The 26,223-nt window shown below is 40.7% G+C and carries 23 protein-coding genes, 3 tRNA genes and 1 pseudogene; 12 read left to right on the top strand and 15 right to left on the bottom strand.

Going from position 1 to position 26,223, the window contains the following annotated elements:
- Positions 1 to 139: 139 nt before the first annotated feature.
- Positions 140 to 369, bottom strand: a pseudogene (locus tag DCO44_RS15495) (IS982 family transposase); the annotation flags it as partial.
- A gap of 111 nt (positions 370 to 480) precedes the next feature.
- On the opposite strand from DCO44_RS15495, the gene DCO44_RS16700 reads away from it, so the two are divergent.
- Both DCO44_RS16700 and DCO44_RS15490 read left to right on the top strand, forming a co-directional pair.
- A complete protein-coding gene (locus tag DCO44_RS16700) occupies positions 481 to 621 on the top strand; it encodes a hypothetical protein (RefSeq protein ID WP_165815735.1) in 141 nt (46 codons plus the stop codon).
- A 183-nt stretch (positions 622 to 804) separates the two neighbouring features.
- Complete coding sequence (locus tag DCO44_RS15490) at positions 805 to 1,188, top strand: hypothetical protein (RefSeq protein WP_116763459.1); 384 nt, start codon at positions 805 to 807, stop codon at positions 1,186 to 1,188.
- Between the two features lie 117 nt (positions 1,189 to 1,305).
- Here the strand turns inward: DCO44_RS15490 and DCO44_RS15485 are convergent.
- Positions 1,306 to 1,395: transfer RNA gene (locus DCO44_RS15485), tRNA-Ser, on the bottom strand.
- Between the two features lie 92 nt (positions 1,396 to 1,487).
- Entirely contained in the window at positions 1,488 to 1,979 is a 492-nt protein-coding gene (greB, locus tag DCO44_RS15480) for a transcription elongation factor GreB (RefSeq protein ID WP_116763457.1), read from the bottom strand.
- A 365-nt stretch (positions 1,980 to 2,344) separates the two neighbouring features.
- On the opposite strand from greB, the gene DCO44_RS15475 reads away from it, so the two are divergent.
- Complete coding sequence (locus tag DCO44_RS15475) at positions 2,345 to 3,457, top strand: transglycosylase SLT domain-containing protein (protein WP_116763455.1); 1,113 nt, start codon at positions 2,345 to 2,347, stop codon at positions 3,455 to 3,457.
- 63 nt (positions 3,458 to 3,520) lie between these two features.
- Here the strand turns inward: DCO44_RS15475 and DCO44_RS15470 are convergent, their stop codons facing one another.
- Positions 3,521 to 3,904, bottom strand: coding sequence for an SCP2 sterol-binding domain-containing protein (locus DCO44_RS15470; protein WP_116763453.1), 384 nt, complete (start codon positions 3,902 to 3,904; stop codon positions 3,521 to 3,523).
- Between the two features lie 228 nt (positions 3,905 to 4,132).
- Positions 4,133 to 5,056 (bottom strand): tRNA 2-thiocytidine(32) synthetase TtcA, encoded by a 924-nt coding sequence (gene ttcA, locus DCO44_RS15465; protein ID WP_116763451.1) that lies wholly within the window; start codon positions 5,054 to 5,056, stop codon positions 4,133 to 4,135.
- Between the two features lie 565 nt (positions 5,057 to 5,621).
- On the opposite strand from ttcA, the gene DCO44_RS15460 reads away from it, so the two are divergent.
- On the top strand, positions 5,622 to 6,422 hold the full coding sequence (locus DCO44_RS15460) for a lytic transglycosylase domain-containing protein (protein WP_416224532.1): 801 nt from the start codon (positions 5,622 to 5,624) through the stop codon (positions 6,420 to 6,422).
- A 129-nt stretch (positions 6,423 to 6,551) separates the two neighbouring features.
- Positions 6,552 to 7,457 carry a protease HtpX gene (htpX, locus tag DCO44_RS15455; protein ID WP_116763447.1) on the top strand — a complete coding sequence of 302 codons (906 nt, stop codon included), beginning with the start codon at positions 6,552 to 6,554 and terminating at the stop codon, positions 7,455 to 7,457.
- A gap of 56 nt (positions 7,458 to 7,513) precedes the next feature.
- Here the strand turns inward: htpX and DCO44_RS15450 are convergent, their stop codons facing one another.
- Together DCO44_RS15450 and DCO44_RS15445 are read right to left on the bottom strand one after the other, a co-directional pair.
- A complete protein-coding gene (locus tag DCO44_RS15450; RefSeq protein ID WP_116763445.1) occupies positions 7,514 to 8,101 on the bottom strand; it encodes a DUF4112 domain-containing protein in 588 nt (195 codons plus the stop codon).
- A 276-nt stretch (positions 8,102 to 8,377) separates the two neighbouring features.
- Positions 8,378 to 11,476, bottom strand: a complete 3,099-nt coding sequence (locus DCO44_RS15445; RefSeq protein WP_116763443.1) for a multidrug efflux RND transporter permease subunit — start codon at positions 11,474 to 11,476, stop codon at positions 8,378 to 8,380.
- Between the two features lie 419 nt (positions 11,477 to 11,895).
- Here DCO44_RS15445 and DCO44_RS15440 point away from each other — a divergent pair, with 419 nt between their 5' ends.
- Positions 11,896 to 12,270: a diacylglycerol kinase gene (locus DCO44_RS15440; protein WP_116763441.1), complete on the top strand. Its 375-nt coding sequence runs from the start codon at positions 11,896 to 11,898 to the stop codon at positions 12,268 to 12,270.
- A gap of 7 nt (positions 12,271 to 12,277) precedes the next feature.
- Here DCO44_RS15440 and DCO44_RS15435 read toward each other — a convergent pair whose 3' ends face one another.
- The 5 genes from DCO44_RS15435 to DCO44_RS15415 all read right to left on the bottom strand — a co-directional run bounded on the left by DCO44_RS15435 (position 12,278) and on the right by DCO44_RS15415 (position 17,462).
- Complete coding sequence (locus DCO44_RS15435; protein ID WP_116763439.1) at positions 12,278 to 13,444, bottom strand: helix-turn-helix transcriptional regulator; 1,167 nt, start codon at positions 13,442 to 13,444, stop codon at positions 12,278 to 12,280.
- Between the two features lie 165 nt (positions 13,445 to 13,609).
- Entirely contained in the window at positions 13,610 to 15,244 is a 1,635-nt protein-coding gene (gene groL / locus DCO44_RS15430) for a chaperonin GroEL (protein WP_116763436.1), read from the bottom strand.
- Positions 15,245 to 15,304: 60 nt separating this feature from the next.
- Positions 15,305 to 15,595 carry a co-chaperone GroES gene (locus DCO44_RS15425; RefSeq protein ID WP_116763434.1) on the bottom strand — a complete coding sequence of 97 codons (291 nt, stop codon included), beginning with the start codon at positions 15,593 to 15,595 and terminating at the stop codon, positions 15,305 to 15,307.
- A 195-nt stretch (positions 15,596 to 15,790) separates the two neighbouring features.
- Positions 15,791 to 16,549 carry a metallophosphoesterase family protein gene (locus DCO44_RS15420; protein ID WP_116763432.1) on the bottom strand — a complete coding sequence of 253 codons (759 nt, stop codon included), beginning with the start codon at positions 16,547 to 16,549 and terminating at the stop codon, positions 15,791 to 15,793.
- A complete protein-coding gene (locus DCO44_RS15415) occupies positions 16,530 to 17,462 on the bottom strand; it encodes a diacylglycerol/lipid kinase family protein (RefSeq protein ID WP_116763430.1) in 933 nt (310 codons plus the stop codon). Before DCO44_RS15415 ends, DCO44_RS15420 begins: the two co-directional genes overlap by 20 nt.
- A gap of 413 nt (positions 17,463 to 17,875) precedes the next feature.
- On the opposite strand from DCO44_RS15415, the gene DCO44_RS15410 reads away from it, so the two are divergent.
- Together DCO44_RS15410 and DCO44_RS15405 are read left to right on the top strand one after the other, a co-directional pair.
- Positions 17,876 to 19,708: a phosphoenolpyruvate carboxykinase (GTP) gene (locus DCO44_RS15410; protein WP_116763428.1), complete on the top strand. Its 1,833-nt coding sequence runs from the start codon at positions 17,876 to 17,878 to the stop codon at positions 19,706 to 19,708.
- A 101-nt stretch (positions 19,709 to 19,809) separates the two neighbouring features.
- A complete protein-coding gene (locus DCO44_RS15405; RefSeq protein WP_116763426.1) occupies positions 19,810 to 20,175 on the top strand; it encodes a hypothetical protein in 366 nt (121 codons plus the stop codon).
- Between the two features lie 92 nt (positions 20,176 to 20,267).
- Here DCO44_RS15405 and glpD read toward each other — a convergent pair whose 3' ends face one another.
- Complete coding sequence (gene glpD / locus DCO44_RS15400; protein ID WP_116763424.1) at positions 20,268 to 21,779, bottom strand: glycerol-3-phosphate dehydrogenase; 1,512 nt, start codon at positions 21,777 to 21,779, stop codon at positions 20,268 to 20,270.
- A gap of 380 nt (positions 21,780 to 22,159) precedes the next feature.
- Between glpD and DCO44_RS15395 the strand changes: the two genes are divergently transcribed.
- Both DCO44_RS15395 and DCO44_RS15390 read left to right on the top strand, forming a co-directional pair.
- Entirely contained in the window at positions 22,160 to 23,479 is a 1,320-nt protein-coding gene (locus DCO44_RS15395; protein WP_116763461.1) for an MFS transporter, read from the top strand.
- A 129-nt stretch (positions 23,480 to 23,608) separates the two neighbouring features.
- The gene (locus tag DCO44_RS15390; protein WP_116763422.1) at positions 23,609 to 24,040 is read left to right on the top strand and encodes a hypothetical protein; all 432 of its coding nucleotides are present in this window, start codon (positions 23,609 to 23,611) and stop codon (positions 24,038 to 24,040) included.
- 27 nt (positions 24,041 to 24,067) lie between these two features.
- Here the strand turns inward: DCO44_RS15390 and DCO44_RS15385 are convergent, their stop codons facing one another.
- Together DCO44_RS15385 and folD are read right to left on the bottom strand one after the other, a co-directional pair.
- Positions 24,068 to 24,736, bottom strand: coding sequence for a class I SAM-dependent methyltransferase (locus DCO44_RS15385; protein ID WP_116763420.1), 669 nt, complete (start codon positions 24,734 to 24,736; stop codon positions 24,068 to 24,070).
- Positions 24,737 to 25,036: 300 nt separating this feature from the next.
- Positions 25,037 to 25,885 (bottom strand): bifunctional methylenetetrahydrofolate dehydrogenase/methenyltetrahydrofolate cyclohydrolase FolD, encoded by an 849-nt coding sequence (folD, locus tag DCO44_RS15380; RefSeq protein WP_116763418.1) that lies wholly within the window; start codon positions 25,883 to 25,885, stop codon positions 25,037 to 25,039.
- 152 nt (positions 25,886 to 26,037) lie between these two features.
- On the opposite strand from folD, the gene DCO44_RS15375 reads away from it, so the two are divergent.
- A tRNA-Cys gene (locus DCO44_RS15375) sits at positions 26,038 to 26,111 on the top strand.
- 13 nt (positions 26,112 to 26,124) lie between these two features.
- A tRNA-Leu gene (locus DCO44_RS15370) sits at positions 26,125 to 26,210 on the top strand.
- Positions 26,211 to 26,223 lie beyond the last annotated feature (13 nt).

Below are 26,223 nucleotides of genomic sequence, written 5' to 3'. Positions count from 1 at the left end.
CTATCGAAATAGAGGGAAAAGGCTCGGTTTAAGATTCAATTTAATTGCTGGAATTTACAACTTAGAATTGAATGAAAAATGAGTTATGAAAGAGATCTAATACATAAAATAATCTAACTTTAATTAACCCGAATTCTGCTTAAACCAATATTTCCATAATACGAATCGTTGGCTTATTGTGATGCATAATTGGTAAGCACATAAAGAGGCATAAAGTCCAGCTCAATAGCCTTCAATGCTTCTAGCTTTACTCGTTACCAAATGATATTGCCCTTTTAACAGGCTGAATAAAGTCTCTATTTTATTACGCGGCTTTAAATGGTATTCATCTTTTTTTAATAATTGAACTGCCTGCATGTTTTTACGATGCTAGGTCATGCTTTGACTAAAATTCAGAGCATAATAAATCAAAATCTATGGTTTGATGTGTTAAGCATTAACCAACACCTATCAAAACAGCAGATCCAAACCTGTTTAAACATGCTATGGAATGAAACCCGTGGGTATCGCTTATCTGCTGAAGCTGAACGTGACGGCGCTGTTCGAACTACACTCATGTGGGAACAACGCACTGAAAATGGCAGACTAGTCAGACAGTTACTTACCAAGCAAGCACACTAAGGGCAAAATCACGAGACTGGTTGGTAATTTAATTTTACTCAACTTGAGCTCAGTCGACTTGAAAAGGAAATTGTGAAGCTTAAAACAGCCTTTTCCAGCCAACTTCCAATGTTAAATCAAAACCAATTGTTCTATATCCAATAGCGAATCCAACGAACATTATCTAGAGAGTATGATTTAAATGTGCTGGTTGACCACGATACAGAGCACAGCTTAATTTTACCTCAGGATCGACGTAAGTTGGCACATTGTTTTGATGGCAATGAACAACAGACCTTAAGACTCGATCTAGCGAATGGAAATTTACAGCAACTTGTTCTGAGTAAGAATCTCTATAGAATAACTCACCCAGAGCAATGGAAAGTTATTTTTAATAATTTACTCTATCCTTTGATATCTATTACGAAGCCCGAACAATCCCTGCAAAATTTAATTGCATCATTTATTGATTGTTTTAAGCTCGCAAACATAAAATCCTATGATCTAACATTGGGCTTTTTTCATTTAAAGTTTAGCTCAGATGTTTCTTCTGCTTCTTTAAACAATTTTGAGGCTTTTCCAAAATAGTTGGAACCAATCCTAATTAAAGCCTTTCTATCCAAAATTTGATGATGGGTAAGTTGAGGGATAAAACTATAGATAAAAAAATAAGCCCTCGTAAAAACAAGGGCTTATTTAAATATTTGGCGGAAGCGGTGAGATTCGAACTCACGGAGGACTCACACCCTCGTCGGTTTTCAAGACCGGTGCATTAAACCGCTCTGCCACGCTTCCAATGGCGGCTATCATATAAATATTTTTCTAAGTTGGCAAATACTTTTGCATATTTTCCTATTCAATTGCACAAAATAAAATCAAAAACTAAATTAAAGGGTAATTTCTGGCTTTTCATAGCGGATTGAATTGATATACCAAGTCTTTTTCCCAGATGGTGTGATTACTTCAATTTCATCATCCACTTGTTTCGACAGTAATGCCCGTGCCATCGGTGAATCTATGGAAATATGTTGCGGATGATGATCATAAATTTCATCTACACCAACAATGCGCAGTTGTTTTTGCTCGCCTTGTTCGTTCTCAATTTCGACCCATGCTCCAAAAAAAACTTTGCCCTCTTGCTCTGGAGCAAAATCAACAATTCTTAACTCTTCTAAACGCTTTCCAAGGTAACGTACTCGACGGTCAATCTTTCTTAAAATTTGTTTATTGTACTGGTAATCCGCATTTTCACTTCGATCACCAAGGCTAGCCGCCCAGTTCACTTTTTTGGTAATTTCTGGGCGTTCTTCACGCCATAAATGCTGCAATTCGGCCACCAATTTATCGTGTCCAGAACGTGTAATTAAGTTAGATTTCATATTGCAAATTGTCTTTTCAAAGTACGAAACAGATACATTTTTAAGCTATTTTATGCCCAATTTCACTACAATAAAAGGGTGTAAAAATAATTTATTAATTAAATCATATACTTACACTGCATTTTCTCACTATTTTTTATACTAAATTTGACAATCCAAATTTCCGACTTTATTATGCCTTCATCTTCTGTTTAGTGTACTTTTTAACCTGTGTGGTTTTTTACTGCATAATTTCCTTTTATCCCATGTCATTCTGAATGACGTCATGCCTGCCCACCCCTTATTGAATTTATCAAACTTATAAAAGTTTAAGGCCTCGTTTGCTTTGGATTTTTAGGGCATAAATTACTTGTAGCGGAGACAACATGCACAGTAGTTCATCTTCTGGGTCGAGGCTTAGCCTTAACTCATTAACTTTCTCTCTCCCTTTAAAAGCCTTAGCACTCACCGCCGCCTTAATTCCTTTTCATACGATTAACGCGAGCAAGGCTTACCAATATGACGCTGTTGTTAATAACAACAAACTCACAGTGGTTGGTGTAGAAAATCCATCGACTGTTTTTAAAGATGGGCAGTATTTACATGGCTTTGGTTATGACCTTGCACGTAATTATGCTGACAGTATGAATGTTGAACTGGTGTTTACCACCGTTCCTGATGATGCCACGGCATTAAAATTGGTTGATCAAGGTAAAGCAAACTTTGCCATTACCACCTCAAGCATTCAAAAAATTGAAAGTAAAAAACTAACTTCGTTTTCAGCCACCTGTGGTGACTTATATAGCCTACAGAAAAATGGCTTAAATACTCAATTGAATTGGGTATTTAAACATGCTGATGACCCCTTGACTCAAACAGCCAGTGGCTTTGTTTGTCAAAGTAAGCAAACGGGTTCAATTGGCCAATTGGCTTCTTTTTATAATCGTAATGTCGTGCAAGCCGAGTCATGGGATTCTATTGAACGTGATCTCACCAAACGTATGCCGATTTATAAAGCCAGTTTCCAGCGCACTGCTGAGAAATACGACCTCGATTGGCATTTCTTAGCGGCTATTGGCTATCAAGAATCGTACTTAAAACCCGATTCAATTTCGCCCACAGGTGTGCGCGGCATTATGATGCTGACCAACAGCACAGCCAAAGCGATGGGTGTGAGTAATCGTACCGATCCTGCGCAAAGTATTCAGGGGGGTGCAAAGTACTACGACCTGATGCTGAGCAAGTTTGAGGAAGTTCCTTATCCAGATCGTAACTGGTATGCATTGGTTGCCTATAACATGGGACCAGGAGCCGTAGATCAGATTCAGAAGCGTATTAGTGCTCAAGGCAAAGATCCAGATAACTGGGTAAACCTATATAGTTATTTAGATAGCCATAAAGCACAAAATGGCCGCTATCGCCAAGCAGTACAATATGTCACGCGTATTCGTTCTTACTTGGAATACATCAAAAATACGCCTCAATTGGTGAATATATAAATAGTCATGAATTGAAGGCAGAAAAAAAGCTTACCAATAGGTAAGCTTTTTTTTGCGAAAAACTTAAGCTGTAAGCTCAAGTACTTTCTTAAATAAATCCTTTTGTTCTTGGCTTGGTTTTGCGGTTTGCAACGCCATCAATTGTGACATATCACCTTGAACTTTGATTTTACCTGTCATGAATGCTTGCATCGCAGCAGCCATATCAAACTCTAAGAATACTTTACGAAGTGTATCAGCATCCATATTGAGCGTTGTTTTGGCATTTGAAGACAAACCTTTTAAGATTTTGCCACCATCTAATGCCAATTCGGTATTACCGCTCGTATCTGTCACAACCAAGTTAATGGCTAAATTTGCCAAAGCAGGTGGCAAATTTAAGTCCCCTGCTTGTGCAGTCAAAGTTTCTACAGTTGAAAACCAATCATCAGTTAAAAAGGCAGGCATGATGTTTCCTCAAATTTATTTGTTCATTTTGTGTCGCCTATCCAGTCGACATCATTGTGAAGCTAAATACACGTGGAGATTGTTATAGCATGTATATCTTACCTGTGCCTAAAGTTTTTTGTACGTACCGTTCATATTTTATATTTCTTATACAAAGATGATCAAAATCATCTACATAAAAAAACACCAATCATTGATTGGTGTTTTGTATTGGCTTAAATGACAAAATTATTCAACAGCAAAGCCAAGATTCACCATATTAATACGTTTGTTCTCAGGTTCAGCTTCAGTCGAACAACTTTCGCCTTTAAAGTCGAACTCACGTTGTGAATCGAGCACTTCAAAATCAAACAGTTCACGATCGGCCAATTGGGATGGTGAAACGTTCTGTAACGCACCAAAAATGCTGTGTAAACGCTTCGGATGCTCCTTGTCCCATGTACGCAACATGTCATTTAACATAGCGCGTTGCAGGTTCTCCTGCGAACCACATAAGTTACATGGAATAATTGGGAACTGACGCATTTCTGCATATTTAATAATGTCTTTCTCTTCCACATAGGCCAGTGGACGAATCAAAATGTTCTTTTTATCTGTAGACAACAATTTTGGTGGCATGGCTTTTAAGCTACCGCCATGGAACAAGTTCAGGAAGAAGGTCGCTAAAATATCATCACGGTGATGTCCGAGCGCCACTTTGGTTGCACCAATCTCTTGTGCAAAGCCATATAACGAACCACGACGTAAACGCGAACACACCGCACAATAGGTTTTCCCTTCTGGGGTTAAACGCTTCGTAATGCTGTAAGTGTCTTTTTCCAAAATATAGTAGGGAATGTTATTTTCTTCTAAATAACGCGGTAATACATCTTCAGGGAAACCCGGTTGCTTTTGGTCAAGGTTTACCGCAACCACGTCAAAGTTAATCGGCGCAATACGTTTAAACTGCAATAAGATGTCCAGCAAGGTATAACTGTCTTTACCACCAGAAATACAGACCATGACCTTATCGCCGTCTTCGATCATTTTAAAATCACGAATAGCATGCCCCACTTGGCGGCGAAGCTTTTTTAACAAACGATAGTAGGCAGAGCTGGTTGGGAGTTCTGGCTTGAAATTAAACCCTTGTTCGGACTCAACTGGCGAGTACATAGACACGATTAACCCATAAATGAAAATACCGCGCAATTTTATATGATTCGCCAAGCAATCGCATCTAAAGAATGTAAATTCTCATGACCGAATCTACTTGTCATTTTTTCGTATTGCTTAGAAGGTAAATTTGAACGTTGCAGTTCATTTTTTCGCCCAAATGCTTATCTTTTGGACTTTTCCACAGTTGTCCACAAAAGCTGTGGATAACTTTGTGGATTTCAAAACACTTGACAGGTGATCCTTCCCATAGTCTAAGGCTTCTATTTAAATTGATCATTTTTTGATCAATTTTATTTTAAATAAATATCAATGACTTATCATAGTCAAGCAATCCTGATTAAAAATAAATTAATTTTTTTTTGATTATTAACTCTGCAATTAAGCTTGATTTTTACGAAGTCATGAAAAATAAAATTCGGCAAGGCTTTTTAAGCCGTATTTTTTTGCTAAACTTGTTAAGACTTATTTGGGCAAGATTTTATTAATTATTAAAATGAACAATAAAGTAAGAACATTAGCATTATATTTATTAAGCACAGCATCTATCAGTCTAGGAAGTGCTATGACTTACGCTGGGCAAATTTATATCTATAAAGATAGTAACGGTGGCACGCTGCTTACTAATCGTAAAAGTTCAGATAAATCTTTAACTAAAGTCAAAGCCACATATTATCCCGACAGTAATATTCATAGTTATAGTAACTGGGGTAATTCAGAATCTTCGGTTTTGCCCAGTTACAGCCGCAATCGCAACGCATTTGATGCCATGATTCGCCAAGCTGCCCAAACCCATGGGATTTCGGAAGGTTTAATAAAAGCCGTGATGCATACTGAATCTGGCTTTAACGTCAATGCACGTTCTCCAGTGGGTGCACAAGGATTAATGCAACTGATGCCTGCAACCGCACGTCGCTTCAATGTCTCGAATGCATACGACCCGCAACAAAACATTAACGCCGGTGCGAAATACCTTGCGTGGTTGATGAAACGCTTTAATGGCAATACCAGCCTTGCCCTTGCAGGCTATAATGCTGGCGAAGGCAATGTGCAAAAGTACGGTGGCATCCCCCCATTTAAAGAAACCCAAGACTATGTACGCCGTGTGAGCAGTCGTTATAGCAATCTGTATTCAGGTGGTCTGATCAGCAATGGTAGCAACTCAGGGAAAATCGTTGCCCAATCTGTAAATTACAGTGCGAAGCAAAACAATGCTCAATCTGCACAGGCAGAGTCCATCCCAAACCCATCGTCCAGAAGTGGGCAGCGTGAGATCATCATCGCAGCGGATGGTAGTTATACAGATACTCCAAGAGCAGGCTCATATTCGACAGAACATGCTTCGGCATCTGCACGAATCTATTAATAGAAAAATGTTATTTTTAGCGACAGTCACGTTTTTTTCTTGAATTTTTGCAATATTCACCGCATATTGATCCTTATGATTTATCAGTTATAAATCAGATTATATTTCTATATTAAGAGGATTTTCTCAATGATGCGGATTGGTTTGTTCTTGCTAACCAACCTCGCGGTACTGGTTGTAGCTGGCATTATTTTGTCACTCTTCGGTGTCGGTAGTTATCATGGCGCGGGTGGCTTGAATCTAGGCAACCTTTTAGTCGTCTGTTTCGTGTTTGGTATGGTTGGCTCTTTAGTGTCTCTGTTCATGTCGAAATGGATGGCGAAAAAAACAACTGGCACTGAACTTATTGACCCTAATGCTCCACGTAGCCAAGCAGAGGTTTGGTTGCTACAAACAGTTGCGGAATTGTCTCAGCGTGCTGGTATTAACATGCCAGAAGTGGGTATTTTCCCATCTTACCAATCAAATGCATTTGCAACAGGTTGGAATAAAAATGATGCGCTCGTAGCCGTTTCTACGGGCTTACTTGAGCGTATGAATAAAGATGAATTGCGTGCTGTACTTGCCCATGAAATTGGTCACGTTGCCAATGGTGATATGGTGACACTGGCATTGATCCAAGGTGTCGTTAACGCCTTTGTCATGTTCTTTGCACGTGTTGTAGGTGATTTCATTGACCGCAATGTATTCGGTCGTGAAGACGGAGAAGCTCCAGGATTGGCTTACTTCGCTATTACTATTGTCTTAGACATCGTATTTGGTATTTTGGCGTCTGCCATCGTGATGTGGTTTTCACGCTATCGTGAATTCCGTGCGGATGAAGCGGGTGCACGTCTTGCAGGCAAACAAGCCATGATTTCTGCCTTATTACGTTTACAAGCAGAATCAGAACTTCCTGACCAAATGCCAAAAGAAATGAAAGCATTCTCAATTACGGAAGGTAAAGAACAAGGGTTCAGCTTAGCTGCCTTATTCCAAACTCACCCATCGATTGAACAACGTGTAGCAGCCTTACAACAATTAGACTGCGCATAAGTTTAAAGATTCAAAAAAGCCTCCGATATGGAGGCTTTTTTATTAGATCAATAGGTTTAAGACCAGTTTTGATACCAAGACCATACGGCAGTAAAGCCATACCAAGAGGCAACAAGCAGCAAAACAATCACCACCAAACCAATCAAATCTGGAATATGTAGCCATAACCATGCAATGACTGGCTGACGCCAAAAGGCTGAATGCTGCTGCTTTTGTTCTAACTTTTCATGTAAATACGGATGTTCGACATGCGTCGTATCGCGGATCTGATATTCTTCCCGAATATGCTCATGTACGACATCGAGTGCTTTACGGCTTGGACGAATAAAAATATCAAATAGGGTTCCTGCTATTGGAATAAATCCGACCACTAAGTCTATTGCCGCCAGTTTATACACTACATTTAATTTATGTTGTGGTACGCCAATTTGCTTGGCTTTATACACCGCATAACAGGTTAATGCAAAACCTGCGACATCTCCTGCCACAGGAATGGTGCCTAAAGCGGCATCTGCCCCCACACCTTGCTTGGTAAAAGGAATTCGAATCAGTGAATCCATAAGATTGGCATATTTCGCTAAATCACGCTCTAAACGAATGACTTCTTGCGGTGTTTTTTTTGTAGCTCGCTGCTGTTCAGGCATGTTCATGTCAGTATGATGTTGATTTCACTACAGCTTAAAGCATTTTTCATGCGAATGCCGTAACAAAGGGTTATGCAAATTTGCAGAAAATTGAACAACTACTTTCCATTCATCTAGCAGAATAGTAGCCAACCTTAAATCAGCAGTTTATAAGAATTTTTGCCATTTAAAGGTTCCGTAGATGAATCACTTTCAACATGAAATTTTAGAAATCTCTTAAGGCTCATCCTGCTGGTGGATTTATAAAGTATAGAAAACCATTAACAGTTCGAAGCACTATAATTGCTGTTGTTTCTTTCCAAACATGGAGCGAATCAACACGTACATAAAGGGAATAAAAATCAATACCAAGACTGTCCCGAAAATCACACCGCCCAGTACACTAATGCCTATTTCCTGCCGACTTGCCGCCCCTGCACCAAAGGCAAACACCAAAGGAATGACGCCAGCACCAAAAGCCAAAGAAGTCATCAAAATTGGCCTTAAACGTAAACTCGCCCCCTCCATGGCTGCTTGTATGACCGTGAGACCACGTGTTTGCGCCATAGAAGCAAATTCCACAATCAAAATGGCATTTTTACATGACAGACCAATCGTGGTGAGTAAGGCAATCTGGAAATATATGTCATTTGGAAAGCCCACAAAATAACTAAAGAGAATATTTCCTCCAATGCCTAAAGGAATAGCACTCATAACAGCCGTTGGAATAGTCCAGCTCTCATACAGCGCCGCCAAACATAAAAAGATAAAACCAATCGAGATCAAATATAGCCATAAAGCCTGATGACTTGATTTTTGTTCTTCAAATGAAAGCCCACTCCACGCCAAGTTAATATCAGGCTGCTGTTCCACCAACGTCTGAATATCCCCCATGGCGACACCCGAACTGACATTCTTTGCTGTATCTGCTTCCATCTCTAAAGCGGTATAGCCCATAAAGCGTTTCACCACTTCAGGCCCACCGCCCCAATTTACGTTGGCAAAACTGGCAAATGACACCATCTGATTGGTATCATTGCGGACATACCATTGCTGCAAATCTTCAGGTTTCGATCGATATTCGGCATCCCCCTGCATCATCACACGTTTAACCCGCCCACGATCAATGAAATCATTGACATAAGAACCGCCCCACGCAGCCGATAAAGTGCTGTTAATGGCGGATTGTGATAGACCTAATGCCATCGCTTGTTTTTGATCAATCTTGACTTGTAACTCAGCTTTATCAGGATTTGCCTTGTTATCCAGATTTTCAAAGCTCTTATAGTGTTCTGCTGCGGTTTGTAACTTTTTAAATTCCGCATCTAAGAATTGACGTCCATTGCCGTTAATGTCTCGAATCCAAAACTCCAAACCATCCGTCTGACCCAGCCCACTCACAGATGAAGGCATATTCACCATAATTTTGGCATTACGATTCTGACGGAAATATTTCATTGCGCGTTCACGTATGGCTTGAGCTGAATTGTGTTGACCACTCCGCTCATCCCAATGTTTCAAGGCGACAAATCCTTGCCCTAAATTCTGTCCAGTCCCAGAGTAATTACGCCCATAGCGAACCATCACCAAATTGACATTGTCTTTTTCTTGACTCAGAAAATACTGGCGAATCTCCTCACCAATTTCACGACTTTTAGACAACGGTGCACCATTAATCAGCTCAAATTGCACACTTAATATGCCCTGATCTTCACTTGGAATAAAACTGGTGGGCAAAGCACGATAAAACAAGGCAAATACGGCGATTAATGCAGTAAATATCACCAAACTGATGCGTTTATGGTTTATGGTCAATTGCGCGAGTTTAAGATAGTGTGTTTTTAACTGGTCTAACTTTTGATTGAACCACACCGCCCATTTTTTCTGCTTATTGCTGGGCTGCAAAATTAAAGCACACAGGGCTGGCGTTAACACCAAAGCCACCATTAAGGAAAGCCCCATCGCAGCCACTAAAGTGATGGAAAACTGGCGATAAATTACCCCTGTAGATCCGCCAAAAAATGCCATGGGAATAAAGACTGCGGTAAGTACCAAAGTAATCCCAATTAAGGCTCCACTAATTTCCTGCATGGATTCAATGGCGGCATCTTTGGCAGACAAATGCTGTTCGTGCATCAGACGCTCCACATTTTCGACCACCACAATCGCATCATCTACCAATAAACCAATCGCTAAAACCAAAGCAAATAGGGTTAAGGTATTAATGCTCATACCTAAAACATAGAGTATTGCCATCGTGCCCAAAATCACTACAGGCACGGTAATAGTGGGAATTAAAGTAGCGCGCCAATTCTGCAAAAACAGAAACATCACAATCACCACCAGAGTGACCGCTTCAAACAGGGTTTTGACAACTTCCTTAATCGACTCTTGCACAAACGGCGTATTATCCCGCGGATAAACAATTTTATAGCCCGCGGGTAATTTACTGGATAAGTGCTCAACCTCGGCTTTAATCAGTGCAGATGTCGCAAGTGCATTTGCTCCAGAAGACAACGAAATCCCCATCCCTGCCGATGCAAAACCATTAATGGTATTAAAGGATTGATAGTTTTCTGCACCTAACTCAATGCGCGCCACATCTTTTAAATAGACAAAACTACCATCACGGTTTGACTTCACAATAATCTGTTCAAATTCAGGTACAGTTTTAAGCCGAGATCCCGAAGTCACTTTTGCATTCAGATATTGATTTTCGACCGTGGGTAAATCGCCAATACCGCCCGCTGCCACTTGAGTATTCTGTGCTTCAATTGCGCTACGAATATCGGATGGCATTAAATTATATTGCTTTAATTTTGCAGGATTGAGCCAAATACGCATCGCATATTGCGAACCAAATACATCAACTTCACCGACACCGTCAATACGGGCAATGTCCTGCTCCAAATGCGTCATCATATAATCAGACAACTCAATATTGTCGCTACGACCAGAAGCATCATATAAGCCAATCACCATATGGGTATCCCCCAGTGATTTATAGACATTTACACCTTGGCGCTGTACATCTTCTGGTAAACGACTGACGACACCATTAATTGCATTCTGTACTTGTACCTGTGCAGTATCGGGGTCAGTGCCATTTTCAAAACTGATGCTAATTCGGCTACGCCCAGAAGAATCACTACTGGAACTAAAATATAAAAGGTGATCGATCCCTTTGATTTGCTGTTCTAAAATTTGCGTAACACTTTCCTCTACAGTTTCCGCAGATGCACCTGTATAACTTGCACTCACGGTAATTCGTGGTGGCGCAATATCGGGATAACGTTCTACTGGCAAATTCAGAACGGCAAAAAGCCCCAAAGCCATCACAATAATTGCAAGTACACCCGCAAAAATGGGACGTTGTATAAAAAACTTAGACAACATAGGTTTGCGCCACTTAAAAATTAGAATTCAAAGGAGGAAGAAAAAACTAGCAAATTTATGTTGATATTCAATGACCCAACCATAAAACACAATCATTATTAACATAGTTACGGATTTATTATTCAATTATGTAGAAATGATGAAGATCCATTCCTTCCACCCGATAATTTCAATCAATCATGCAAATCAAGAATCAACCCAATATCAACTATATATTCCTCAATATCTAAAGCCAATGCAGACTTGAATATAATTCTGAGAGAGGATGAATATCACTTTATCCCAAGCCAAGTGACAACTTTTTGCTCATTTGATTGAGCGTAATTCATGCTAAACTAAGCCTACATATTTGTATGTTTTAAGCCCACTTTAATCTATCAGGGCTATTCTCCTCTCTATCTAGAATGATCATATCCATCATGAGCGAATATTCTCCCCTTAAAGGTAAAACTGGTTTAAAACGAATCTTTAATGCAACCCACTATTCTATCGCTGGTTTTAAAGCTGCTTTTCAACATGAAGCCGCGTTTCGACAAATTATTTATATCAATCTTATTTTGATTCCAGTCACTTTTTTTCTTAACGTGAGCCGTAGTGAGCAAGCTATTCTTATAGCCGTTTGTTTGTTGGCAATCATTGTCGAGCTTTTCAATTCGGCCTTAGAAGCAATTGTCGATCGCGTTTCTTTAGAACGTCACCCCTTGTCTAAAAATGCTAAAGATATGGGTAGTGCTGCACAATTTGTTGCTTTGAGTATTATTGCCATCACTTGGACACTGATTTTATGGGGTTAAAGTACAATTAAGGAATATGTTCAAAATCCAAACTTAAACCTACCAATAAGCGAAATAATTCGACTTGAGTTGAACACTCCGTTTTGGCAAAAATATATTTCATATATGTGCGTACCGAACTGAGTGTCAGTGTACATTCCTTTGCAATAGCTTCAAGATTGTATCCATCGACAAATAGTTGACAAATTTCGACCTCGCGCTGTGAAAGCTGATAATGCTGCTTTAAAAAATCACCCGCAAGTTGATAGTGCTTATCTGGCTCAGTTAAAAATACCGCTACTTTCTGTTCTATTTGCTGTTGATTCGGCAGGTTCTGCCAAACACTTGAAAAAGGCACGACACTGACCATCAAAACTTGTGATTTTTGAGCAGACTGAATTGCCAAAACTCCACCTGCATGAATACCTTGATGATGGGTTGGTGATGAATCCTGAAAGCGTGCACTGGCAAGATATTGTTCTAATTGTGCATGATAAGGAGTTACAGCATTTAAACGATTAAAATGGTCTAAGCTGAGTTCTTGACATGTCTCTAAAATCCTTTGTGCTTGCGTATTGGCATACAGTAAACAGGCATTTTCATCCAGTAAAATCACTCCCGTTTTTAAAGCATCAAAAAGTTTATATAGATCTAGATTTTCCTGCTGTACCAAACTTAACTGACGATGAATTTGCAGTGCGCGACGGAAATGCTTACTTAATCTTTTTAACAGTTCAGTTTCTTGTTGTTGATATATTGGAACCGTCGCTGCTCGATGAATACCCAATACTGCCCAGCGATATTGTCCTGTTTCTAGTAGAATGCCTTGTGCCGAACCTATGCCTGAAGGTGCTACACATTTTTCATAAAAGCTATATTCAGCTTGCCCTTGACGCTGTGCGTAGGCACTCCAGTCCAAAACTACAGGCTCTCCCAAGCCTTGTTGTTTCAAGATCGGGGCATGTAATTGCATATCTATCATTTGAATTTTTTCATCATGATAGGCTGCTAAAGTTGCCTCAGAAATGTTATGGGTAAAGGTAAAATTAAATTTGGGATTGAGCTGATCGATCGCGGTAAAAATTGCACTTTGACTGCCTGTATATTCAACCAGTCGAATGAGAACCTGCTGCCACAATGTAGGATCCATGGTTGCTTCATAAATCATTTCGATCATTACATGTTCTTGCTCCATATCCTTCTCCCCAGACGCAAAAAACTAACCCATACATTACTTTAATATTTTGTTTTTTATTACTTTATTATTTTCGAATCTTTTTCTAACTCAATTATACCGATAAAAATAAAAAATCCCCACATCAAGTGGGGATTTTTTAGATCTGTGAATCTGGGGTAATGATTACATCATTCCGCCCATACCACCCATGCCGCCCATATCAGGCATTGCAGGCTTGTCTTCTGGAATATCAGTGATCATGCACTCAGTTGTGAGCATTAGGCCAGCAACAGATGCAGCATGCTCAAGTGCAGAACGCGTTACTTTCGCTGGGTCAAGAATACCCATTTCTAGCATGTCGCCATACTCAGAAGTTGCAGCGTTATAACCAAAGTTACCTTCGCCATTTTTCACCGCGTTGATAACAACTGAAGGCTCATCACCCGCATTTGCAACGATTTGACGAAGTGGCGCTTCAATCGCACGACGAAGAATGTTGATACCCACGTTTTGGTCATCATTCGCACCGTTTAAGCCATCAAGCGCAGCAGCAGCACGTACGAGTGCAACACCACCACCAGCAACTACACCTTCTTCAACCGCAGCACGAGTTGCATGTAATGCATCGTCAACACGGTCTTTCTTCTCTTTCATTTCAACTTCAGTTGCTGCACCAATTTTGATTACAGCTACACCGCCAGCTAATTTAGCAACGCGTTCTTGAAGTTTTTCTTTGTCATATTCAGACGTAGATTCTTCAATTTGTGCACGGATTTGTTGAACACGCTCAGCGATTTGAGCAGCATCACCAGCACCATCCACAATCACAGTGTTTTCTTTAGAAACTGTGATTTTGTGTGCAGTACCTAAATCTTGAAGAGAAGCTTGCTCTAAAGACATGCCTACTTCTTCAGAAATCACTGTCGCACCCGTTAAGATTGCGATGTCTTGAAGCATTGCTTTACGGCGGTCACCAAAGCCAGGCGCTTTCACTGCACATACTTTAATAATGCCGCGCATGTTGTTCACAACAAGTGTTGCTAACGCTTCACCTTCAACATCTTCAGCGATGATTAAAAGTGGTTTGCCTGTTTTAGCTACTGCTTCTAATACAGTAATTAGTTCACGGATGTTGCTGATTTTTTTGTCAACAAGCAAAATGAACGGATTTTCAAGTTCAGCCGTTAATGTATCTTGTTTGTTTGCAAAGTACGGGCTGATATAACCACGGTCAAACTGCATACCTTCAACAACGTCCAAAGCATCTTCAAAGCCTGAACCTTCTTCAACGGTAATTACGCCTTCTTTACCCACGCGTTCCATTGCTTGTGCAATGAGTTTACCTACAGTTTCGTCAGAGTTTGCAGAGATTGAACCCACTTGTTCAATTGCTTTAGTATCAGACGCAGGTTTTGCCGTTGCTTTAATTTCAGCAACCAATGCTTTCACTGCAAGGTCGATACCACGTTTCAAGTCCATTGGGTTCATACCCGCAGTTACAGACTTGATCCCTTCATTTAAAATTGCTTGAGCAAGTACAGTTGCTGTTGTTGTACCGTCACCCGCGATGTCATTGGTTTTAGAAGACACTTCACGAACCAATTGAGCGCCCATGTTCTCAAATTTATCTTTAAGAGAAATTTCTTTCGCAACTGTTACACCATCTTTAGTGATGTGCGGTGCACCGAAAGAACGGTCAATCACAACATTACGGCCTTTAGGACCTAAAGTTACTTTTACAGCATCTGCAAGCACGTTTACGCCTGCAATCATTTTAGAGCGTGCTGAATCACCAAATTTTACGTCTTTAGCTGACATTTATAGACTCCGAAATTTTTTAATCTTTACTAATCTGAGATTGAACGAGTAAGGACAGAATTAGCCTTCTAATACAGCTAAAATGTCAGACTCTTTCATGATAAGAAGTTCTTCACCTTGTACTTTTACAGTTGTACCTGCATAAGTACCGAACAATACTTTGTCGCCAACTTTTACATCTAAAGCGCGAATACCGTTGTCCGTGATTTGACCATTACCTACAGCAATAATTTCACCTTGTGCTGGTTTTTCTGCTGCAGAACCTGGCAATAAAATACCGCCAGCGGTTTTCGTTTCTTCTTCAACACGACGAATAACTACACGGTCATGTAATGGACGAATGTTGCTCATAAATAACTCCATCAGACTAAGTCTATTAAGATGACTGATGACGACTTATTTATTCCTTTGGTCATCATCAAAATGAATTTAGATGACACTTTTGTGGGGATGGAAAAGAACGCTTCAAGGGCTGCTTTAAAAAAAAAGCATCTTTTTTGTATTTTTTTTAGGCAATACGAATGATTCGTTGCTTAATTCAGCAATTTATACCAATTCAAACTCTAAATGTTGAAGGCTAAATTGATAATGTCGCACATCTGCTTGTGCATCAATCACATTAAAACTATTGCTTAAAGCATGGTGTAAACGATAAGACGTTGCTGTTCCTGCATGAATATCCAACACAGGATGCCCAACATTTAAATGGTATAAGTAATTTAAATCGAATACCGCTGACTGATGCAAATGACCATGCAGCAGTGCCTTTAAACCACTTTTACTCCAAACTTCTAATGCCATACGTCCAAGTACAGGACAATCTTTAATGTCATGCGGATCTTCTGGCGATGCATAAAAAGGCTGATGTGCTGCAATAATTTTTATTTTGTGCTCTGGTGCACGCTGTAATATTTGATCAATCAGTTGAATTTGCTCTAAAGAAATATGTCCGCGCGTATGGTAACGACGGCGGATACTATTGACCCCAATCACATAAAAGTGCTCAGTTTCCAAGGTCATTTCCATATTACCAAAAAACAATTGGTAGCGCGTAAAGGGATTAAAAATACGATCCCAAACATGGTACAGCGGAATATCATGGTTACCTGGCACCACCAAGTAAGGGCAATTTAGGCTGTCGAGGAACTGTTTACAGTGAAAAAATTCTCTATAGCGCGCACGTTGGGTTAAATCCCCGCTCACTACCACCAGTTCGGGCTGTTGTTCACGACAAAACCGCTGAATCGCAGTCAGACATTCAGGTCGCTCAGTACCAAAATGCAGATCAGACAGATGCAGCAGCATACGGCACCATCATATTAACTGCATTTTTTTGTACGGTGATATGCAGTGGAGGGCGCATTTCTACAATTTCACCATCCAGTGCAACCGTTAATTTTTCACGTTGCGAAAAGACTTTGACATCGTCTGCGGCAAAACTATAAACATCAGGTGCTTTTTCTAGCTCACCACGGATTAACTGTAATAACATCCGAAATAAAGTTAATTTATCGCTTTTTGCCACGACTAGACCTGCAACTTGCCCCCGCTCTGCGCATTTAGCAATACGTAATTTCATTTCCGCTAACTGTAGTTGATTATTACCAAAAAAGATTAAGGGGGTTTTTACAGGATAGGTTTTACCATCCACTTCCACCTCCAATTTCAACTCTTTACGATCTCGAATCAACACATCCAAACCCGAAGTGTAAGCATGTAAAGGAAAACGCCCAAACTTGGCATTATAGAGTTCACGACGTTGAATAAATAAAGGATATAAACCCAAACTGGCATTATTTAAGTAAATTTGATCATTAATTTTAGCCACATGAATGGAGCGTATCTGCCCCGTAGCAATCACTTCAGCCGCTTGCATAATTTCAAGTGGAATATTCAAAACACGGGCAACATAATTAAATGTGCCTAAGGGTAAAATACCTAAAGGGATATGGGTCCCGAGTAAGGCTTTGGCAACCGCATTTAAAGTTCCATCTCCGCCTGCTGAAACAATCACCCCCATTTCACTGGAAGAATGATGGCGCTGTATAATTGATTGCATCAAGGCAGGAAAATCGTTTTTTTCACCAAGCTCAAAAGCCTGAATCTCAAAGCCTTGCTCTGTAAAATATGTCAGTAATTGCTCATAGACTTGTTCTTTATTACTGGCATGAAAACCAGAGCGTGCATTGTAAATAATGGAAAGGGGTTTTAAATTCATCCCGCAAATTCACTTCTATGAAGTATTTGCTCTAATTTTGTCCAATTTATCACCAATTAACAATGCTCTTATGCAAAATTCAAATTACCACCATTCATTTAATCAATAATAGCTCTCATAAAAAAAATACACATAAGCTATTGTATAAAAAGAACATAATTTAAATAAATAATTCCCATAAAAAAAATAAATACAAATAAAGTCTCAAAATATAAATCACAACATAATGATTTATAAGATAAAATTAAAAATACAATACAAATTATCAATACCTACAAGTAGATACGGGTGTCTTATTTTTTTCATCATTTTGTGCTTTAATACTGCCACTTTTTTTTACTTTCATCTAGGTAACCTGATTACTTAGATTGGACTTTGTACAAAATTTGTACACTTTTAAGATAGGCCTCACCATGACCCAAGTGAACGCACCAGAATTCGTTCGTCACCCTAAGCTTATTGCATGGGTTGAAGAAATTGCGAAATTAACCAAACCAGCAAAGATTGAATGGTGTGACGGCAGCGAAGAAGAATATCAACGTCTTATCGACTTGATGATCGCTAACGGCACTATGCAAGCTTTAAACCAAGAAAAACACCCTGGTTCTTATCTTGCAAATTCTGACCCTTCTGACGTTGCGCGTGTTGAAGGTCGTACATATATCTGTTCTGAAAAAGAAGAAGATGCTGGTGCGACAAACAACTGGGAAGCTCCTGCAGAAATGCGCACTCGTTTAAATGGTTTATTTGACGGTGCAATGGAAGGTCGTACAATGTACGTTGTTCCTTTCTCTATGGGTCCTTTGGGCAGCCACATTGCGCACATTGGTATTGAATTAACAGACTCACCTTACGTTGCGGTAAGCATGTCTAAAATGGCACGTATGGGTAAAGCCGTTTATGACGTTCTTGGTACTGATGGCGAGTACATTCCTTGTATCCACACTGTAGGTGCGCCACTTGCAGAAGGACAAAAAGATGTTGTATGGCCTTGCAACCCTGAAAAATACATCGTTCATTATCCAGAAACTCGTGAAATTTGGTCATACGGTTCTGGTTACGGCGGCAATGCATTATTGGGTAAAAAATGCTTGGCACTCCGTATCGCATCTGCAATGGGTCGTGAACAAGGCTGGTTAGCTGAACACATGCTAATCCTTGGCGTGACTAATCCTCAAGGTGAAAAACACTACATCGCAGCGGCATTCCCTTCTGCTTGTGGTAAAACAAACTTTGCGATGCTTATTCCACCAGCAGGCTACGAAGGCTGGAAAATTGAAACCGTAGGTGACGATATTGCTTGGATTAAACCAGGTGAAGATGGTCGCTTATATGCAATTAACCCTGAAGCTGGTTTCTTCGGTGTTGCGCCTGGTACAAATACCAAGACTAACCCGAACTGTATGGCGACGCTTCACAAAGACGTCATCTATACCAACGTTGCTGTAACTGACAATGGCGAAGTTTGGTGGGAAGGTCTTTCTAAAGAAGCGCCTGCAAACCTTACCAACTGGAAAGGTCAACCACATACAGGTACTGAAAAAGCAGCTCATCCAAATGCGCGCTTCACCGTGGCTGCTGGTCAATGTCCTTCTATTGACGCTGACTGGGAAAATCCAGCGGGTGTTCCAATTTCTGCGTTCATCTTTGGTGGTCGCCGTGCGGACACCGTTCCATTAATCTCAGAAGCATTTGACTGGGTAGATGGCGTGTACAAAGCTGCAACAATGGGTTCTGAAACAACTGCTGCCGCTGTTGGTCAACAAGGTGTTGTTCGTCGTGATCCATTTGCTATGCTTCCGTTCGCGGGCTACAACATGGCAGACTACTTCTCTCATTGGTTAGAAATGGGTGCAGAAGTTGAAGCGAAAGCGAAAGCTGCGGGTAACAAACTTCCTGGTATCTATAATGTAAACTGGTTCCGTCGTGATGCTGAAGGCAACTTCGTATGGCCTGGTTTTGGTCAAAACATGCGTGTGCTTGAATGGATCATTGATCGTTGTGAAGGCCGTGCTGATGCAGTTGAAACTCCAATTGGTCGTGTGCCAACTTACGAACAGTTAAACTGGACTGGTTCTGACTTTACTCAAGCTCAATTTGACCTGATTACTTCTCAAGACAAAGAGCAATGGATCAAAGAAATTGAAAGCCACACTGAATTGTTCAATCAATTAGGTGACCGTTTACCGGCTGCACTTAAAGCTCGTCAAAACGAACTTTTAGAAGCGGTTAAGCAATCTGCTTAAATGCTTAAAAAAATTTAAGATTAAAGACCGCGCTAGCGGTCTTTTTTCAACCTATTTTTCATAAACTTTATAATCAAAAAGAAGTATCTAAGGGGAAATTCATGCTAAAAACACTCGCACTTTTGACTTGCTCATTTGCTTTATCCAATCTTGCTCTAGCCAACACCGAAACAACAGAACAACCTGCTCTGCATGTTTGCGCGATTAAAGGTACACCCGACTCCAATCAATTTCAGATTAAGAAGCGGATTAAAGTTGCGAAAGGGACTTATGGTAGCGTAGAAGAGCTCTACCCTCGCTTCGCTGAGCGTGCGCATCAAGTCGGTGGTAATGTGGTTATTAACTACAATGCAAGCCAAAGATTTGGTTTTTGGCCTTGGCGTATTGTACGCCCAGTGGTTTGGGGTACAGCCGTTAAATGGAATACGCCTGTAAACTGCAAACAACTTGGCGGTATCGAAATCTAAAGACCAAAAAGCCGCATACGCGGCTTTTTTTTAATCAAAAATCTAACGCCGATTAGAATTAAAAAATAATTCGTACTTACTCAAAATTATGACTACGCAGCTATTTCTTGTGCACGACGTTTATGTAAAGCAAGTAAATACTCGTCCAATCGAGCAATCTGGTCTGGGTCAAATTTTAAATACAGTTTGCTACGGCGCTTTAAAATATCTTCACTACTCACCGCCCATTCATTCGCAACCAAATAATCCACCTCCTGCTGATATAAATCATGACCAAAACACTGTCCTAACGCAGAAACATGCTCACAACTTCCAAGCATCCGCCATACTCGAGAACCGTAGCTATGTACCCAACGCTCGACCAAAGACTTCGGCACATCTGGTAAATATTGCTCTAGCTCTTTGACCAGATGCTCAGCATTAAAAAAGTTTTCTGCACCTGGTAACAAGGCTTTGGCCGTCCAGTCTGGTTTTAATTTGCTAAAAAATGGTTTGAGCTGATGCATGGCAGATTCAGCCAGTTTACGATAAGTTGTAAGCTTGCCCCCATAAACTGAAAGCAATGGCGCATGCTGCTGTTGAGTCAATACCAAGGTATAATCACGCGTCATAGCAGATGGATTATCAGACTCATCATCGCACAATGGACGGACACCCGAATAAGTCGAAATAATGTCTTGGCGCGTTAATTGTTGCTGGAAATGTGCATTCATGATCTGCAACAAATAATCAATTTCACTTTCTGTAATGTCTACTTGATCCGGATTGCCCAAATAGCGCTGATCCGTAGTCCCAATCAAGGTGTATTCATCTAAATACGGAATAGCAAAAACAATCCGCTGATCATCATTTTGCAGAATAAAAGCCTTATCTCCTGCATAAATTTTAGGCACAATAATATGGCTACCTTGAATCAATCGAATGCTATAAGCCGCCTGCATTTTTAAATCTTGCTGTATAAATTCGGTGACCCATGGCCCTGCGGCATTCACCAGTACTTTGGCACGAACAGCGAAAGTCCCTTGTGTATTTTGTAATTGTACCGTCCACACATTTTGCTCTGCCTGTGCAGTGATACAGCGCGTGCGTGTTTGTATACTCGCGCCATTTTCATGGGCTTGAATTGCATTCGCAACGACAAGACGTGCATCATCCACAGCACAATCCGAATACTCAAATCCTTTGACGATTTCAGGTTTAAATAGACTGGTTTTAGGATCAAAATCAACCAAATTTGAACCTGCTAACTTTTCCCGCTTACCTAAATGATCATAGAAAAATAAGCCCGTACGAATCAGCCATGCAGGCCGTAAATGTGGGCGATGCGGCATAATAAAGCGCATGGCACGAATCAGATGTGGCGCTTTCGCCATGAGGACTTCACGCTCAGCCAAAGCTTCTCGTACCAGACGAAACTCTTTATGCTCTAAATAACGTAAACCACCGTGAATCAATTTACTGCTGGCGGATGAAGTATGGCTGGCCAAATCATCCTTTTCACACAACAAAACAGATAACCCACGCCCTGCGGCATCGGCAGCAATACCTACACCGTTGATTCCGCCGCCAATGACGACCATGTCATAGATATGATGTTGATCCATATTGAGGCTCCTCTTATTTTGCGTGCTTCAAGCAACTTTTATTTTGTTTAATAATTCTCTACTCAATCCTAACAGAAAACCCAAATCACTATAGATTAATTGTCCAACCAAGACGGTTAAATTGAATTATTTTATCTCAAAAGTTTTTTCAAGCTTAGCCATCTTCCAGACTCAACATCTGTCCAACATTTATACGATTCATCGGAAAACATGGACTTAAGTGCGACGAATGTCTAATGCAGATTCATTCGCATCGGCGTATAAAAGATTATGTGAAAAGTAACATATACCCTCTTTTTCAAAATACATGTTTTTAGATTTTTCTCTCCCTTTCTGAAGAATTTAAAAGAATGTGTTTTGCCACAGCTTTGGAATTTCTTGTGTCAAACTCATCTCCACAAATTGCACACACGCCATTTGATCGAAAAACACGTTTTAAATCTATTTTAGGGGGTTCCGCTGGTAACCTTGTAGAGTGGTACGATTGGTACGTTTATGCAGCCTTCACACTTTATTTTGCGCCTGTTTTCTTTCCAGAAGGCAATGAAACCGTCAAGCTATTACAGGCCGCAGCCGTATTTGCCTTAGGCTTTTTAATGCGCCCTATTGGCGCTTGGATTATGGGCATTTATGCGGATCGCAAGGGGCGTAAAGCAGGTTTAACCCTATCCGTATCTTTGATGTGTGTTGGCTCACTGATGATTGCCTGCGCACCTACTTATGATGCTGCGGGAATGTTAGCACCTGCAATTTTATTGTTTGCGCGTCTATTACAAGGGCTCAGTGTCGGTGGAGAATATGGTTCGAGTGCGACTTATCTTACCGAAATGGCAGGAAAAAACCATCGCGGATTTTTCTCTAGTTTTCAGTATGTGACTTTAATCTCAGGGCAGCTTATCGCTCTGTGCGTACTGATTATTCTGCAACATACGCTTTCTGAAGACGCACTACATGCTTGGGGATGGCGTATTCCCTTCCTGATTGGTGCCATGTTAGCCATTGTTGTGTTTTGGATTCGTCGTGGACTGGTTGAAACCCAATCTTCAAAAGAAGCGCAAGAACAAGCCAAACAAGGTGGCCCAAAATCAGGGGCAATCGAGTTATTTACCAAACACCCCAAAGCAGCTTTTACTGTCATTATGCTGACTGCGGGCGGCACACTCGCATTCAATACCTTTACCACCTATCTACAAAAATACTTGGTGAATACTTCTGGTTTTGACAAAAGTACTGCCACTGAAATTACCACAGCAGCCATCTTTATTTTTATGCTGATTCAACCTGCGGTAGGCGCCTTGTCCGATAAAATTGGGCGTAAACCAATTATGATCGCTTTCGGTATTTGTGGCGTACTCTTTACAGTACCAATTTTCAATCGTCTAGGAACGACCACTGATGCAACCACTGCATTCTGGCTGTGTATGAGCGGGATGGTTATTGTTACTGGATATACCGCAATTAACGCAGTCGTAAAAGCAGAATTATTTCCACCCCATATCCGTGCCTTGGGGGTCGCACTACCTTATGCGATTGCCAATACCATCTTCGGTGGTACCGCAGAATTGATCGCTTTAAGTTTTAAAAATGCAGGACATGAAAGCTACTTCTTCTACTATATTACCTTCATGATTGGTCTCTCACTCATCACCTACGTCTTTATGAAGGACACTAAAAAACATAGTCTGATCACAGACCATTAAACGCTGAAAATAAACACTGACGACCTACCTTTATTTTGTTACAGGTAGGTCGTTTTACTTTGAACCACATCGTTATTTTCACAGGCTTATGGCATACTGTGCCCAAGAATAAAACACGGAACTTCCACCATGAAAAAAACGTTTCAATTTTTAGGGCTCGGTTTTATCGCTTTAGGTCTTGCAGCCTGCCAAAGCACTCCTCAACAGTATAATGGTCAAGTTGGTTACCGTGTAGAAAGCCAAACAGCGGACTCAGTAACCCTCGCTTATACCTTAGCTGGTCGTCAAAATCAGGATTTAGATGCCAAAAAACTACAACGTGCTTGCCAGAAAGTTTTAGGTACAAATAAAACCTTTAAATTACAAATTCTCAGCGTGAATGAAGTTGCCAACCCTGCTGCGATGGCATCTGATCGTTATGGTCGCCAAATTGGCAACTCACGTACCTCGATTGGTCTAAGCAACACGCCAGATCTGCATAATAGTGAAGACTATGCAACACGTCAGGCTTTAGAAGCGCGTCCAAGTACTTTGCGTATTGTGCGTTATAGCTGCTCATAAAATCAAAGTCTTATAAGATGCTATGCGTTATAGCGTCTTATAAAAGCTCACATTGCGAAACTCTTTTGCTTCATCCAAATCAGGCCAAGTTGTGGCACTGCGCTCATCAATTTTCATATATTTTGGATGACTAAAATTTTTCACTCGACTGTCTGCCACCCAAACTTCAGGTGCGAATTTTAAAAACTCATCGAGGAAAAAACGGTTACATTGGTCATACAACACATCTGCCGCCAACAGTACATCGACTTGTTCAGCTTGATATAAATCATCTAAATATTCCAATTCGACCTGATTTAGCGCTGCATTTTCTTTACAGGCAGCCAAGCTAATGGAATCGATATCACAGCAAATCACGCGTTTCGCGCCTGCCATTTTGGCAGCAATCGCGACCACACCTGAACCTGCACCAAAATCGAGGACTATTTTATCTTTCACATGATGTGGCTCTGCCAATAACCATTGTGCCATTGCCAGCCCTGAAGCCCAGCAAAAAATCCAGTATGGGGTTTCATTCCAAATGCGGCGAATCACCTCATCATCTAAACGATCTGATGGAAATACTGGTGGAATGAGCCACAAAGCAATAGGAGTTTCTGGCAACTGTTGCGCCAATAGCTCCGCCTGAGGAATGACCTCATGCAATGCATCCAATAAATGTTGTGGTGCTTTCGCCATTTGAAAAGTACAGCTCATTAAATTTATAAACCTTTAATGCTATGCAAAATATGCATCGTTCAGAAACAGCGAATCGTATAGAAACAGCAATTTAAATACTGCCATCGCTGTCGTTAGAATCCACAGATCAGGCGATCATAATCTAGCTTCGCATGACTGAAAAGTAATAATCCGCTTAGTAAACCTATGCAATCAATCAAAGTGGCTTGAACATAAGATTTTTCGACTAAGCCTAAAATTCTCCTTAATGAAATCTACCTCATAAAAAAAGCTGTATAGTTTTATGCTATACAGCTTTTTAGAAGCATACTTAAAGTATTAGCCTAATGCTTTCTCTGCCGCTTCAACTGTTTGACGAATTAAAGTGGTAATGGTCATTGGACCTACACCACCTGGAACAGGCGTATAAGCAGATGCAATCTCTTCAATCCCTACCAATTGAATATCACCTACACCACCGCCATCACGTGGATGGAAGCCCGCATCAACCACAACAGCGCCTTGCTTAATCCAGTCTTTTTGAATCAGCTCAGCTTTACCTACCGCACCCACAATAATATCGGCTTGTTTAACAAACTCAGCAAGGTTTTGGGTACGTGAATGGCAAATCGTTACTGTTGCATTTGCTTCCAATAGCATTGCAGCCATAGGTTTACCTAAAATTGCAGAACGACCAACCACTACGGCATGCTTACCTGCAATTTCAATGTTGTTTTCTTTTAGAATGGTCATAATTCCCGCTGGTGTTGCAGAACCATACGCCGCTTCACCCATTGCCATACGACCAAAGCCAAGGCAAGTCACGCCATCCACATCTTTGGCAAGAGAGATTGCATCAAAACATGCACGCTCATCAATTTGCTCAGGCACTGGATGCTGTAACAAAATCCCATGAACATCAGGATTTGCATTTAATTTTTCAATTTCAGCCAATAATTGTTCAGTCGTAGTTTCCTTTGGAAGTTCAACTTTTAATGAATCCATACCTACACGACGGCAGGCATTTCCCTTCATACGTACATAAGTCGCTGATGCACCATCGTCACCGACCAAAATCGTTGCCAAAATTGGGGTACGACCTGATTTTGCTTTCAACGCTTCAACACGGGTTAACAAGTCAGTTTCAATTTGTTTCGCCAATGCACGACCATCTAAAACTAATGCCACAGCACATCTCCAAGGTAGATATGAATCAATTTTGCAAATAATACATGATTATTTAGGCAATTTTATTCTACATGCTGATTTTATGTGCATATGCGCTATTTAAAGTATTGTAATTTTTTTAAAGGTTGCTAATATGTGCATCAACAAGACATGGCGGGGTGGCAGAGTGGTCATGCAGCGGACTGCAACTCCGTGTACGCCGGTTCGATTCCGACCTCCGCCTCCAATCTTGTTAAAACGCCCGGGTGGTGAAATAGGTAGACACAGGGGATTTAAAATCCCCCGCCCTCAAAGCGTGCCGGTTCGAGTCCGGCCCCGGGCACCATTTTAATACTTCT

Origin of the sequence: Acinetobacter sp. AM (assembly GCF_003105055.1) — a bacterium.
GTDB classification, from domain to species: domain Bacteria; phylum Pseudomonadota; class Gammaproteobacteria; order Pseudomonadales; family Moraxellaceae; genus Acinetobacter; species Acinetobacter tibetensis.
This window is presented reverse-complemented; position numbering and strand designations above follow the sequence as displayed.